The sequence below is a fragment of the Promicromonospora aerolata genome (assembly GCF_042682255.1).
GTDB lineage: Bacteria > Actinomycetota > Actinomycetes > Actinomycetales > Cellulomonadaceae > Promicromonospora > Promicromonospora aerolata.
Window position 1 is genome coordinate 3,896,765 of the sequence record NZ_JBHUHF010000001.1, and the last position, 12,484, is coordinate 3,909,248.

15 protein-coding genes are annotated in these 12,484 nt (G+C 69.0%); 7 read left to right on the forward strand and 8 right to left on the reverse strand.

Going from position 1 to position 12,484, the window contains the following annotated elements; translation table 11 throughout:
- From ACFSL2_RS17355 to ACFSL2_RS17365, 3 genes are read right to left on the reverse strand one after another with little or no spacing between them, the layout of a single operon-like run.
- Complete coding sequence (locus ACFSL2_RS17355; protein ID WP_377199035.1) at positions 1 to 159, reverse strand: hypothetical protein; 159 nt, start codon at positions 157 to 159, stop codon at positions 1 to 3.
- The gene (locus ACFSL2_RS17360) at positions 159 to 995 is read right to left on the reverse strand and encodes a class E sortase (protein ID WP_377199036.1); all 837 of its coding nucleotides are present in this window, start codon (positions 993 to 995) and stop codon (positions 159 to 161) included. The genes ACFSL2_RS17355 and ACFSL2_RS17360 overlap by 1 nt, the downstream gene beginning before the upstream one ends.
- The gene (locus ACFSL2_RS17365) at positions 992 to 1,807 is read right to left on the reverse strand and encodes a DUF881 domain-containing protein (RefSeq protein WP_377199037.1); all 816 of its coding nucleotides are present in this window, start codon (positions 1,805 to 1,807) and stop codon (positions 992 to 994) included. Before ACFSL2_RS17365 ends, ACFSL2_RS17360 begins: the two co-directional genes overlap by 4 nt.
- Positions 1,808 to 1,953: 146 nt before the next feature.
- Between ACFSL2_RS17365 and ACFSL2_RS17370 the strand changes: the two genes are divergently transcribed.
- The gene (locus ACFSL2_RS17370; protein ID WP_377199038.1) at positions 1,954 to 2,226 is read left to right on the forward strand and encodes a cell division protein CrgA; all 273 of its coding nucleotides are present in this window, start codon (positions 1,954 to 1,956) and stop codon (positions 2,224 to 2,226) included.
- A gap of 158 nt (positions 2,227 to 2,384) precedes the next feature.
- Here ACFSL2_RS17370 and ACFSL2_RS17375 read toward each other — a convergent pair whose 3' ends face one another.
- Both ACFSL2_RS17375 and ACFSL2_RS17380 read right to left on the reverse strand, forming a co-directional pair.
- Positions 2,385 to 3,266, reverse strand: coding sequence for a rhomboid family intramembrane serine protease (locus tag ACFSL2_RS17375; RefSeq protein WP_377199039.1), 882 nt, complete (start codon positions 3,264 to 3,266; stop codon positions 2,385 to 2,387).
- Positions 3,267 to 3,350: 84 nt separating this feature from the next.
- Positions 3,351 to 3,890, reverse strand: coding sequence for a peptidylprolyl isomerase (locus tag ACFSL2_RS17380; RefSeq protein ID WP_377199040.1), 540 nt, complete (start codon positions 3,888 to 3,890; stop codon positions 3,351 to 3,353).
- Between the two features lie 123 nt (positions 3,891 to 4,013).
- Between ACFSL2_RS17380 and ACFSL2_RS17385 the strand changes: the two genes are divergently transcribed.
- A complete protein-coding gene (locus ACFSL2_RS17385) occupies positions 4,014 to 5,072 on the forward strand; it encodes a hypothetical protein (protein WP_377199041.1) in 1,059 nt (352 codons plus the stop codon).
- Between the two features lie 82 nt (positions 5,073 to 5,154).
- On the opposite strand, the gene ACFSL2_RS17390 is transcribed toward ACFSL2_RS17385, so the two are convergent.
- Both ACFSL2_RS17390 and ACFSL2_RS17395 read right to left on the reverse strand, forming a co-directional pair.
- Positions 5,155 to 6,357, reverse strand: a complete 1,203-nt coding sequence (locus ACFSL2_RS17390; RefSeq protein ID WP_377199042.1) for a beta-1,3-glucanase family protein — start codon at positions 6,355 to 6,357, stop codon at positions 5,155 to 5,157.
- Between the two features lie 820 nt (positions 6,358 to 7,177).
- Positions 7,178 to 7,972 (reverse strand): DUF305 domain-containing protein, encoded by a 795-nt coding sequence (locus ACFSL2_RS17395; RefSeq protein WP_377199043.1) that lies wholly within the window; start codon positions 7,970 to 7,972, stop codon positions 7,178 to 7,180.
- 15 nt (positions 7,973 to 7,987) lie between these two features.
- Between ACFSL2_RS17395 and ACFSL2_RS17400 the strand changes: the two genes are divergently transcribed.
- Positions 7,988 to 8,725, forward strand: coding sequence for a response regulator (locus ACFSL2_RS17400; protein ID WP_377199044.1), 738 nt, complete (start codon positions 7,988 to 7,990; stop codon positions 8,723 to 8,725).
- 12 nt (positions 8,726 to 8,737) lie between these two features.
- Here the strand turns inward: ACFSL2_RS17400 and ACFSL2_RS17405 are convergent, their stop codons facing one another.
- On the reverse strand, positions 8,738 to 9,859 hold the full coding sequence (locus ACFSL2_RS17405; protein ID WP_377199045.1) for a HAMP domain-containing sensor histidine kinase: 1,122 nt from the start codon (positions 9,857 to 9,859) through the stop codon (positions 8,738 to 8,740).
- Positions 9,860 to 9,979: 120 nt separating this feature from the next.
- On the opposite strand from ACFSL2_RS17405, the gene ACFSL2_RS17410 reads away from it, so the two are divergent.
- From ACFSL2_RS17410 to ACFSL2_RS17425, 4 genes are all read left to right on the forward strand, one after another.
- Positions 9,980 to 11,107 (forward strand): metal ABC transporter substrate-binding protein, encoded by a 1,128-nt coding sequence (locus ACFSL2_RS17410; protein WP_377199046.1) that lies wholly within the window; start codon positions 9,980 to 9,982, stop codon positions 11,105 to 11,107.
- Between the two features lie 131 nt (positions 11,108 to 11,238).
- Positions 11,239 to 11,535, forward strand: coding sequence for a hypothetical protein (locus ACFSL2_RS17415; protein ID WP_377200903.1), 297 nt, complete (start codon positions 11,239 to 11,241; stop codon positions 11,533 to 11,535).
- On the forward strand, positions 11,478 to 11,864 hold the full coding sequence (locus tag ACFSL2_RS17420) for an IS701 family transposase (protein WP_377200847.1): 387 nt from the start codon (positions 11,478 to 11,480) through the stop codon (positions 11,862 to 11,864). Before ACFSL2_RS17415 ends, ACFSL2_RS17420 begins: the two co-directional genes overlap by 58 nt.
- A gap of 280 nt (positions 11,865 to 12,144) precedes the next feature.
- Positions 12,145 to 12,429: a hypothetical protein gene (locus ACFSL2_RS17425; protein ID WP_377199047.1), complete on the forward strand. Its 285-nt coding sequence runs from the start codon at positions 12,145 to 12,147 to the stop codon at positions 12,427 to 12,429.
- Positions 12,430 to 12,484: the final 55 nt, after the last annotated feature.

A 12,484-nucleotide genomic window follows, 5' to 3' on the forward strand; every position in this document is an offset into this window, starting at 1 on the left:
CTACGCGCCGACGGTGGTTTCGTTGAACGGCATGTAGTCGCTGAGCCACGGGAAGAACTGCGTGAAGCACACGGCGACCAGGCCGAACACGAGCACGAGGCAGACCAGGAACTTGAACCAGCCCGGTCCGGGGATCACCCGCCACAGGAGCGCGTACATCAGCTCACCAGCTCCTTCGGCTTTCCTTCGCCCACCGGCGACCAGTACTCGAGCTCACCGTGCACGATGTACCGCTCGGTAGCGGAGAACATGGGGTGGCAGGAGGTCAGCGTGATGAACCGCTTGGTCGGCTCGGGCATGGGCTGGTCGCTGGTCACGCCGGGCACCGGCGCGATCACCTCGACGTTCTGCGGGTAGACGATCTTCGACTCCGTCACCTTGTACACGTACCAGGTCTCCTTGGTGCGGACCACCAGAGCGTCGCCGTCCTTGAGCTCGGCGATCTGGTTGAACGGCTTGCCGTACGTGGTGCGGTGCGCGGCGAGGGCGAAGTTGCCGAGGGCGCCGGGCATTGCCGTGTCCACGTAGTGTCCGATACCGATCGTGTCGAGCACCGTCGCCTTGTCCGTGCCCTCCGCGACCGGCTTGACGTAGTCGTCGCCGAACCGGGGGACGTACATCTGGGCGAAGAGCCCCCCGGCCTCCGGCGGCTCCTTCATGACCGGCGGTGGCCCATGGTTCTCGGTGGCGGCACCGGGCCCCTGCGGAGCGGACTCCCAGTCCATCTCGGCGATGATCTCGCTCTGGGCCCGCGCGCCCTCGACGTCGGTCCACCAGAGCTGCCACACCACGAACAGCCCGAGCACGAGACCGGCGGTGACGAGGAGCTCACCCAGCACACCGATCAGCCAGGCGACGGGCCGCATGGGTGCCGTCGAACCGCGCTGGGGGCGCCGCGCATTGCGCGGGCCCATGCCGGAGGGACCGCGCTGATACGCGATGGGGAAGACCTCCTGTGACAGCGGCACATTGTGGCCGGCCTGCGCGTGGGTCATCCAAAGACCTCCGTACCGTCGGGAACCGTCGCATACTGCAGACCGCCGCCGTCATACGCCGGAAGGTCCAGGTCGTCGCTGCGTCGTACATCCCAGCCCAGGTGTACCCAGTCGACGTACTCGAGATACGTCTGGACACCCTCGGAGCTCATCAGCGACGACTCCATCTTCGCCGGGTCTCCGACTGCCGTCACCTTGTAGGGCGGTGAGAACACCTTTCCGTGCAGCAACAGGATGTTCCCCGAGCACCGAAACGCTGATGTCGAGGTCACGCGTTCACCCTGCAGCGTCATCGCCTCGGCCCCACCGGCCCACAGCGCGTTGATGACGTGCTGGAGGTCCTGCTGGTGCACCACCAGATCGTCGGGCTGCGGTTCCACGCCACCGGGGCCCGCACCGACCGACGTCGAGGGCGCGTCGTCGAGCGTGACGGTCAGCCCGGTGCCCGAGACCGGCTCCGAGCCCGACACCACGCCCTCGCGCGCCACGAGGTCGCCGTCCTGGGTGGGGACCGTGATGCCTGCCCGCGCGCTCAGCGCCTCGATCTCGCGGTCGAGGTCGCTCGTGCGCTGGGTGAGCTCGGTGACCCGTTCCGCCTCGGCGTCCACCAGCTGTGCGAGGTCCTGCGGGTCCCGGGTGTCGGCGCCGCCGCCGTCGGCCAGTCGCGCGCTGGCGCTGAACATCAGGCCGGCCAGCACCGCCACCCCGCCCACGCTGACCCAGGAGCGCCACCGCGCACGCATCGTGGCGCGGAAAAAGCCCGTCGCGCCACCCGTGGGGGACGGCACGGGGGTCGGCTCGGCTCCGGTCACCGCGTCCCTCCTGCAATATTCGACAAACCCACGGACGCGTCTGGTCACGCCTGCGGCCTGTGGAGCACTACGCTAGTCCACGAGCAAGTCAGACGTCGGCTCGGCACACCCGTCGGGCGGACCACACCAGGACAGGAGCCTGCCTCGTGCCCGAGTCGAAGTCCCGCAACAAGAAGAAGGCCACGCCCAAGACTGAGAAGTCCGAGGCCAAGGTCGGCCTGCCCGGCGAGGCGACCAACCCGCGTTGGCTCGCCCCGGTCATGCTCGGCCTGATGATCCTGGGCCTCGTCTGGATCGTGACGTTCTACCTCACGAGTTCGGACCTCGGCCTGCCGATCCCACAGCTCGGCCAGTGGAACCTCGCGGTCGGCTTCGGCCTGATCATCGTCGGTTTCGGTCTCACGACCCGCTGGAAGTGACGGTTCCGCGGCCGCGTCGAGGCGGCCGCGGAACTGTGTCCCCATTTATCCACAGCTGTGGGTAAAGCTGGGGAAAAGAGAGTGGTGGTACACCGCCAGGCCTGCAGATCGGCCCGGTTCCGCGGTTTGTTCGGACCTGCCGAGGCGGCTCCGGTCGTTCACAGGACACCCACCGAGCTGTAGCGCAGGACGACCAGGCCTATCAGAAGGGCCATGCCGACCAGCGGAACTGCCCAGGCCACGGCCGCCCGGCGGTCCTTCGGTGCATACGCGTATGCCGCGGCCACCAGGGCTCCCGTGACGAGCCCGCCCAGGTGCGCCTGCCAGGAGATGTTCGGCACGATGAACCCGATGGCGCCGTTGATCGCGAGCAGGACGAGGATCTGACCCATGCTCCGGCCGAGCCGCCGCATCACGGGCAGCATCGCACCGAACAGGCCGAACACCATCCCGGAGGCCCCGACCACCGGAGTGACCCAGGCGTCCGACGTGGCCGGGTCGCCCGCGAGGAGCAGCACACCGACCGAGCCGCCCACGGCGGAGAGCAGGCACAGGACCCCGAAGCGCAGCCGACCGAGCAGCGGCTCGAGGAACTGCCCGGTGATCCACAGCGCATACATGTTGAACAGGATGTGCATCGGTGACGTGGAGTGCAGGAACGAGGCCGTGAGGAAGCGCCACGGCTCGATCAGGCCGCCCCACGGCCAGAACCACAGCATCTCGGTCCACGCACCCGACGTCACCAGCTGCAGCAGCCAGCTCACGACGCAGATCCCGATGATCGTCAGGGTGACGATCGGGCGTCCGTTGACGGCGGCGCTGTCGGCAGCACCGCCGAAGACCGTCCGGACCCGAGGGGCCGTTCGCTTCGACTCCCGGACGCAGTCGACGCACTGCACGCCCACGGCCGCCGGCCGTTGACACTCGGGGCATGCCGGTCTGCCACAGCGCTGACAGCGCACGTAGGCCACCCGGTCGGGGTGGCGCGGGCAGACGGGAGCCTCGGCCTCGGTCGGCTCCTCGGCGGCCGGGTCGTTCATCGCGATACGTCCTCAGTCCCCTCGGTCCTCAGTACTCTCCGGAACGTGCTGGTCCAGCCGGAGCCGCGCGTTCGCCGCCGAGCCTCAGGGCTCGATGGTGACGGACGTGATCGTGATGTCCTCAACGGGGCGGTCGCCAGGACGCGTGCGCGTCTTGCCGACCTCGTCGACGATCAGTCGCGACGCGTCGTCAGCCACCTTGCCGAAGATGGTGTGCTTGCCGTTCAGCCAGGGGGTCTCTGCGGTGGTGAGGAAGAACTGCGAACCGTTGGTCCCCTCGATCTCGCCGGTCACCGGGTTGCGGCGCTTGCCGGCGTTGGCCATCGCGAGGATGTACTTCTCGTTGAACTGGAGCTCCGGGTGGATCTCGTCGTTGAACGTGTACCCCGGACCGCCGGTTCCCGTCCCGAGCGGGCAGCCGCCCTGGATCATGAAGTCGTCGATGACGCGGTGGAAGATGAGGCCGTCGTAGAACGGGTCCTTGCGCTCCTCACCGGTCCGCGGGTCCGTCCAGGCCTTCTCACCGGTCGCGAGGCCGACGAAGTTCTCGACAGTCTTGGGCGCGTGGTTCGGGAAGAGCTCGATTCGGATGTCACCGGAGGTGGTGTGCAGGATTGCGAACATGCATCAATCCTCCCACGGAGCGGCCCGCCGGCGCTGCATCGTCTTCGCCCGGCCTCGCCAGCAGGGGCAGGCGGTGGCAGAGTGGCACCTTGAGGAGTATTTGAACAGTTCGGGGGGAGCTTCATGACCCGCAAGAAGGTGACCGACTACGTGGATACGAGCAAGATCGACACCGAGAAGGTCAAAGAGAGGGCCGCGGAGGCCTCAGCCCTGCTGTCCGACGTCAGCTCCAGGGCCGCTGTCCAGGCCGAGGCTCTCGCCGCACAGGCGAAGGGCCAGGCCTCGAGCGCCAAGGATTGGGCTCAGCCCCGCGTCAACGACTTCATCGCCTGGCTGACGCCACGGGCCGAGAAGGCCTGGCAGGACAGCCTCCAGGCTGCCGCGCCGCAGGTCGAGAAGGTCGCGGGCAAGGCGGCGCCGCTCATCGACACCGCACACGACAAGCTCGTGGACGACCTGCTTCCGAAGATGGTCGCCACGTTCAACGACGCCGCGTCCAACGCCGCATCGGCACAGGGCAAGGCGTCGCTCGCCGCATCCGTCACTGCCGCGGCGGACAAGGCGAACAAGAAGGGCTCCAAGAAGGGCTGGCTCGTGGCGCTGGCCGCGGGCGGCGTCGCCGTCGCGGGCTACGTCTTCTGGAAGCGCGCGCAGCCGCAGACCGACCCGTGGGCAGAGCCCTGGGAGCAGGCCACCGGCGCCGACTACACGGATGGCTCCGCGAGGCACTCGTCCGGCGTCGGATCAGCGGCTGGTTCCGCCGTCGCCAAGGGCAAGGAGGCGGGGGCCAGGGCCGCACAGACGGCCAAGGACCTCGGCGTCCGCGCATACTCGGCCGCGAGCCCCGCGTTCGAGGCGGCCAAGGAGAAGGCAGCTCCGGTGCTGGGCAAGGCGACGCCTGTGTTCGACGCCGCGAAGGAGAAGGCCGCTCCGGTCTTCGACGCCGCGTGGTCGTCGGCACAGAAGGCGAGCAGCGCCATGTCCGACGCCGCACAGAAGGGCCGCACCAACAGTGGCGACCCCGTCGTGGCGACCCCGGAGGCGGCCGACCTCGGTCCCGCCGCCGCCGTCCCTGCTTCCGAGGTAGGCACGTCGACACCGACAGAGCCTGCGGTCGGCGACCCTGTCGTCGACAAGCCCGCGGATCCCGAGCCGGTGGAGGAGCGCAGGCAGGAGGGCTGACCTCGACTTCTCCCTGAGCGCCACAGGAGGGCCCGGCCACCATGGTCGGGCCCTCCTGTGCCGTTCGGGGGAGATCGCCGCCTCAACCGCCGATCGGTGTAGCTGCCCCGGTGAACGGGTCGAGCTGGATGAACGCCGCCGTCGGGTCACCGTCGTGGACGAGCGACTCCTGGTTGACGACGTCGTCGAACGCGAAGGCGTACGCCTTTCCGTCGGCCATCTGCGCGTGGATGTACTTGGCGTAGTAGTTGGTCACCGGGTCCTGGTAGAAGCCGGCCGGGTCCTGGGTGGGCTGGGTGGCGCTGTCCAGCAGGGAGGACCGGTTGAAGCCGGCACACAGGGTGCGGGCGATGGCGCCGACGTCGTCGTTCGGGGCAGCCAGGTCGCCTGCGCATCCGAAGATCGACTCGCCCGACGGCTTCGGGAACGTCGCGATGACAGCACCGGAGGTGTCCGTGAACGTCATGGTGTTGCCGGAGACGGTGCCCAGGAACTTCGTGTCCGGCCGGTCGCCGTAGGGCACGACCGTCAGGGTCTCGCCGGCGTACTTGCTCCAGACCCGGTCGACATAGTCGGACATGATGTCCGCATCGATCTGGCCCGTGCCGACCGCGTGGCCGGGGGAGAGCACACGCAGCACCGACCCGTCGGGCCCGGTCTGCGCGAGACCGTCCCAGCCGTCCTGCTGCGCCAGTGCGGAGACGACGTTGTCCCACCCGTCCGGCTTGAGCATGCCGGTGTGCCGGAGCTCGCCACTCGAGGAACGCAGGCCGGTCTGGTAGGGCGCGGAGAAGAAGTCGACCTGGGTGCTGTTGATCCACAGGCCGGAGTCGTTGAGCGTGTACTCCGTCCAGTTGAACAGGATGTCCCGGTTGGGGTCGCTCGGGTTCTGCACGGCCGGCTGCACGAGCTGACCGTCGTTGACGATCTTGAAGTCCAGCTTGCTGCCGTAGGAGAAGTAGACGCGGCCCGACAGCTTGGGCAGCTGGATCGTGATGTCCTGCCCGTCCGCCGGGCCGGCGATCGATGCGTCCGGAGCCGGCTCTGGAACGCTTCCCGCGTTCGGCCAGGCGTGGAACGTGCCGGTGGCATCGGCGTAGCCGAGCTCGCCACCCGACTCGCCCAGCACATAGACGAACACCTGGTCGCCACGACCCGAGTCGTTGGTGATGGTGAGCGGGATGGAGTCGGGTACTGCGGTGGCTGCCGGCATGGCGACGACCACTGCCGACAGAGCGGCGGTCAGCGCAGCAACGGTGCCGATGAGTTTCCTGGTCAGGGACACGCGGTCCTCCTCGGGTCACGAGGGGCCGGTCGGTTGGGTGGTGCGTGCCCCTCGCGTTCGAGGTTATGGAAGGGGTCCTGACTTGTCAGTGCCCCGGCCGCGATCGCGGGTGAAAACTGCCCGGAACGGGCGAATTTACGAGAAACCCACAGGGTCGGCCTACGGGTTTCCGCTGCCTCGGGCGGGCCCGACCACGGAGACGACAGAAGCCCGGACGCAAGTGCGAGACGGCCTCGGAAGTTCACTCCTGTCGAACACAACTGCTCGAGAAGTTCGCTGGCTCTCCGGTGGTCTAGCTTCCCGGCGAGCGGACATGGCTCCTGGTGCCGGTGGCGTCCATGCGCATGCTCCGGTGCTCATCAGGCCGACGGATCACGACGATGACGCACCATCGGCCCCGACGGGGCCTTTCGGCCCGAGAACGAAAAAACCCACCTGCACCGATGGATATCAGTGCAGGTGGGACGGTGTGGAGCCAGCGGGACTCGAACCCGCAACCCCCTGCTGGTGGAGCGGGTCTCGACGCTCGCTCACAAGGCTGTCTTGAGTGGGCTGGTGTTAGCCCTGTTGGTGGTGCAGAAACGGCTAGATTCCGCCATTCCTGCGCCGCTCGGGATCAGCCTGACACGGTTGGCATTCGTAGGCAAGCGTTGTCGCCGGTGGTCACTGGAACCGTGTCATGTTGCGTGTCACGGGCGGCAACCGTGTCAGGAATCGTGTCACGGCTCGAACCGCAATACGGACAGACTTGAGCCGAAATCGCCCCTGCCCCGGCGGGCAGCCCGCCGGGGCACCTCGTGACCACCCCGTGGACCCACGGTCACTGGGTGATGGTGCTGGTGAGCTGCTCCATCTCGGCGATCTCGGCGGTCTGGTCCTCGATGATGGCCTGCGCCAGGGCAGTGGCGTCCTGGTTGGTTCCGTCCTCGATCTCAGCCTCGGACATGGTCACGGCGCCCTCGTGGTGGGCGATCATGTGCTCGAGGAACGATGCGTCGAACTCGGTGCCGTCCAGTGTCTCGAGGTGAGCCATCACGTCTTCCTGGGACATGCCGTTCATGTCCATCCCCTCCATGTCCATGCCGGAGTGGTCCATGCCCGCCATGCCGTCGGACTGTTCGCCCCATGCCTCCAGCCAGCCGGTCATCGTGTCGATCTCGGGCTGCTGAGCGCTGGCGATCCCGGCGGCCAGCTCCTGAACGGCAGGGTCCTGCGCCTTCTCACCGGCGAGCTCAGCCATCTCGAGTGCGCCCTGGTGGTGGACGATCATCATCTGCGCGAACTGCGTGTCGGCGTCGTTGTGCTCGCTGCTACCCGAACCAGCCTGCGACGCGGTGTCGTCGGCGGGATCGGCACCGGAGCAGGCGGCGAGTGTCGTGCCGAGCACGACGGCGACGGTGGTGGCGCTGATGATTCGACGGAGGTTCAGGTTCACGAAAAAGAGGTTCCCTTCTGGCTGCACCGCGGCCGCTGCGGCGGTGGTGTCGGGCCTCGATGTCCGGGCCCGGCAGTGACAAGTCTGTGCCGTGCGGGACGCGGGTCCGTTCGCCGGTCGATCAAGATTCGATGAAGAACCCTGCTGGAGGCCGCTTTCGGGCAGGGCCTTGGTGCGCATCGGCAGAATGTCTTCGTGCACCCGCCCAACCCCACTGCCGTCCCCGTTCCGCTGCGTGCTGTCGTCGTCGACGACGAGGTCCCGCTGGCCCGGTTGGTCGGCGGGTACTTCGAGCGGGAGGGCTTCCAGACGAGTCTCGTCCACGACGGCCTGGACGCGCTGGACGTCCTGCGCGAAGTCGATCCGGACGTCGTCGTGCTCGACCTGGGCCTGCCGGGCCTTGGCGGGGTCGAAGTATGCCGGCAACTGCGCACGTTCTCCGACTGCTATGTGATGATGCTGACCGCGCGGTCCGAGGAGATCGACACGATCGTCGGGCTGTCTGTCGGAGCGGACGACTACGTGACCAAGCCGTTCCGGCCGCGCGAGCTCATGGCCCGAGTGCAGGCCATGCTGCGTAGGCCACGCCGGGGGCGCTACGCGGTTCCGGCTTCTACGGGGAGCAACCCGGCGATCGAGATCGGGCCGCTGCGGATCGATGTCGACGCGCGCGAGGTGTTCCTCGACGAGCGCCCCGTGCCGCTGACACGCACGGAGTTCGACGTGCTCGCGACCCTGGCGGCCCACCCCGGCCGGGCCATGTCCCGCCGGGCCCTGGTCGACGCCGTCTGGGGCCCCGCCTGGTACGGCGACGACCACATGGTCGACGTGCACGTCCTGCACGTGCGGCAGAAGCTCAACGACTCGGCCACCGCCCAGCGGTTTGTCCGTACCGTCCGCGGGGTCGGGTACCGGATAGGAACGGGAGCATGAGCATCCCGCCCGTCAGTGGCCGCGGGAGAAGGGGTGCCAGCGGGGCCCGTCGGGCCGGGCAGGCAGGTCGACGACGAAGGTGGTCCCCATGCTCTTTCCAGGGCTGAGCACCGACACCGTCCCACCGTGGGCCAGGACCAGCGCGCGGACGATCGCCAGCCCGATCCCGGACCCGCCGTGCCCGCGGTCGCGAGCCACATCGACCCGGTAGAACCGCTCGAACACGTACGGCAGGTGCTCGGCCTCGATGCCATCGCCGGTGTCGGCGACCGCGAACCGGACCACGGCACCATGGGGTTCGGCGGTGAGCCGTACCGTGCCCCCGGCCGGGGTATGCCGCACGGCGTTGTCGACCAGGTTCCCCAGGACCTGCCCCATGCGGTCCCGATCGGCCAGGATCCGTGGCGTACCCGGACGTACTTCCGTCACCAGCGCCACCCCCGACCGTTCGTACCGGGGCCGGAGCGATTCCGCGCACAGCTCGATCAGTTCGTGCGGGTCGACCGGCACCAGGTCCAGAGGCATCGCGCCGCTCTCGGCCCGCATCACCGCGCCGAGGTCGTCTGCCAGGCGCGTCAGGCGCGAGGCCTGTGCCTGCAGCACCTCGGTCGTCGCCGGGGAAAGCACCTCCACGCCGTCGTCCAGTGCGTCGAGGTACGCGGAAATTGTGGCGACCGGTGTGCGCAGCTCATGCGCTATATCGGCCATGAGCCGCCGGCGCATCGCGTCGTTACGGCCCAGGCGCTGGGCCATCGCGTTGATCGCGCCCGCCAGCTCGTCGAACTCCGAACCAATGCCGGGAGGCATCACCCGCACGTCGAACCGGCCGGCCGACACCTGGGCCGCGACCGTCGCGGTGTTTCGCAGCGACGACGCGACGCGCCGCGACACCAGGAAGCCAGCGAGCAACGAGGTCACAACCGCGGCGCCCAGCGCGGCCGCCAGCGTGGCAGTGCTCGCCGAGACGAACGCCTCCAGGGCGTGCGCGGCAACACTGCCCGGTTCGTGCGACGCCCGCTCCATGTGGTCACGGAACACCCCTGGACCGACGGCCTGCGCCACCAGCCAGGCGACAAGGACGCCGCACAGCATCACCAGGGCCATCGACACGACCAGGCGACCGCCGAACCTCACACCCGACTCCTCTCCGCGACCCAGGAGCTCAAACCCGTAGGGAGTAGACCTCGCCTCTTGCACGAGACGCCGCGCGATGCCCGATCGTCCCCGGCCTGACCGCCTGCGATCTCTGCATGGGTGAGACGCTCGGCCCCCCGGTCCGACGGCCGGTTCGACAGGCTACGCCGGATCAAGGCCGACGCCGTCGCCCGGCTCACGCTGTCGAAGTACCTGGACGAGCGCAAGCGCGGCGACCGAGGTGATGTTGACTTTCATTCTCACCTACCCAACCATGCGTCCATGCAGATATCACGGTTGCTCTCAGCCGGCTCGATCGCCGCTCTCGCCCTGACTGCCACGGCGTGCGGTTCGGCCGCGCCCGGCGGTACTGACGAGGCGGACACAGTCCAGGTGCTCGCATCCTTCTACCCTTTGCAATACGTCGTCGAGCGTGTCGGTGGCGAGCACGTGACGGTCGACAACCTCACCCCGCCGTCCGCCGAGCCGCACGACCTGGAGCTCTCCCCGGCTCAGGTCCGTGCGATCGGAGACGCGGGCCTGGTGGTCTACCTCCCCGGCTTCCAGCCCGCCGTCGACGACGGCGTCGAGCAGCGCGCGCCCGAGCATGTCGTGGACGCCACCGACGCCGCGGAACTCGAAGAGGACCCCGCCGGCGGCCATGAAGGCGAGGCTGCCGAGGAGCACGCCGAAGAGGAAGCGGGCGAGGAGGGCGCCGAGGACGAGCACGGCGGGACGGACCCGCACTTCTGGCTCGACCCGGTCCGGCTGGCCGCGGTCGCGCAGCAGGTCGCCGACGAGCTCGCCGCAGTCGACCCGGACAACGCCGATGCGTATGCCGAGGCCGCCGCGGCACTCGACGCGGACCTGGTCACACTGGACGAGCAGTACACCGAACGGCTCACGCCATGCGCCGACGCGACGCTGGTTACCTCGCACGAAGCGTTCGGCTACCTCGCCGGCCGCTATGACCTGAACCTCGTCGGCATCGCCGGGATCGACCCCGAGTCCGAGGTCGCGCCCGCTCGTATGCGCGAGATCCGCGAGATCGTGCGGGCCGACAACGTCTCGACCATCTATGTCGAGACGATCGCCGACCCCCAGGCGGTCGAGGCCCTGGCGTCCGACCTCGGGGTGAGCACCGCGACCCTGGACCCGGTGGAGGGCCAGACCGATGCCGACGCCGACTACCTCGACGTCATGGAGGCCAACCTCGACGCCCTCGCCGACGGGCTCACCTGCTCCTGACCGAACGGCGCCGCGAAGCCCCGCACCACGTTTGCGGTGCGGGGCTTCCATGCACTAGTACTACTAGCCGTAGATCGGTCGCTGACCTGCAATGACGCTGGACGCGGGGCGGCCACCGCCTGGATGCTTCGTTGCTTGTGTGGAACAAGAAGACCGTGGCGGTGGCCGCGGCCAACAGCGTAGACCCTCAAGCGTGGCGTGCCGAGTTCGAGACGGCGTTCGAGCAGGTCGCGGCCCGGTTCGCGCGCCGGGACGCCCGCGGGGCGGCCCGGGATCTGCTGGCCGGGCTGGTCGCCCCGTTGGAGCGGAAGAACTGCTGGACGATCGCCGAGCACGCCGGCCACGAGAGCCCGCACGGCTCCAGCACCTGCTGGGCCGGGCGGTCTGGGATGCCGACGCCGTCCGCAACGACGTGCGCGACTACGTGATCGCCCGGCTCGCCGACCCCAACGCGGTCCTGGTCGTCGACGAAACGGGCGACCTGAAGAAGGGCACCGCCACGGTCGGGGTCCAGCGGCAGTACTCCGGCACCGCCGGGAGGATCGAGAACTGCCAGGTCGCGGTCTTCCTGACCTACGCTGTCGGGCGCGGGCACGCGTTCGTCGACCGGCGCCTCTACCTGCCCGATTCCTGGGCGAGCGACCCAGCCCGTCGCCACGAGGCGGGCGTCCCGGACGAGGCCGAGTTCGCGACCAAGCCGCACCTGGCCACGCAGATGATCACCGACGCGCTGGCCGCCGGGACACCGGCCCGGTAGTTCGCCGGTGACGAGGTCTACGGCGCCGACCGGCACCTACGCGCCACCTGCCGACGCCTCGGGCTGTCCTACGTGCTCGCGATCGGCTGCAACCGCGCCGCGCCGACCGGCGCCAGACCGCTGCGCGCCGACAAGGCAACCGACCTGCTCCCGCCCGGCGCCTGGGCTCGGATGTCGTGCGGCGACGGGTCCAAAGGGCGGCGCTGGTACTCCTGGGCCGTCCTCGAGCTGCAGGCTGAGCCCGACGGCCCGACCTCGGTCCGGTCACCACGCCCTGCTCGTGCGGCGCAACGACACCATCGGAGAGCTGGCCTGGTACCGCTGCTGTGCCCCGCGGCCGGTCGCGATCGGCGACCTGGCCCGCGTGGCGGGACGCCGGTGGACCGTCGAGGAGAACTTCCAGGCCACCAAGAGCCACACCGGCCTCGACAAGCACCAGGTCCGCCGCTGGCACTCCTGGCACCGATGGACCACCCTGGCGATGCTCGCCCACGCCCGCCGCGCCCACTACCAAAGACGCGAAGGCAGCATCACCGCAGCCCACCGGCCCGATCTACGGCTGTAGTACCAGCTCGAAGACGTGCCCGGGGCGGCCGGAATCGTGTGCCGGTGATCGCCCA

Excerpts from the sequence above, each read along its gene's own strand:
- ACFSL2_RS17385 (WP_377199041.1), top strand. The coding sequence starts at position 4,014 with ATGACCCGCAAGAAGGTGACCGACTACGTGGATACGAGCAAGATCGAC.
- ACFSL2_RS17355 (WP_377199035.1), bottom strand. The coding sequence starts at position 159 with ATGTACGCGCTCCTGTGGCGGGTGATCCCCGGACCGGGCTGGTTCAAG.
- ACFSL2_RS17360 (WP_377199036.1), bottom strand. The coding sequence starts at position 995 with ATGACCCACGCGCAGGCCGGCCACAATGTGCCGCTGTCACAGGAGGTC.
- ACFSL2_RS17395 (WP_377199043.1), bottom strand. The coding sequence starts at position 7,972 with ATGCGCACCAAGGCCCTGCCCGAAAGCGGCCTCCAGCAGGGTTCTTCA.
- ACFSL2_RS17375 (WP_377199039.1), bottom strand. The coding sequence starts at position 3,266 with ATGAACGACCCGGCCGCCGAGGAGCCGACCGAGGCCGAGGCTCCCGTC.
- ACFSL2_RS17380 (WP_377199040.1), bottom strand. The coding sequence starts at position 3,890 with ATGTTCGCAATCCTGCACACCACCTCCGGTGACATCCGAATCGAGCTC.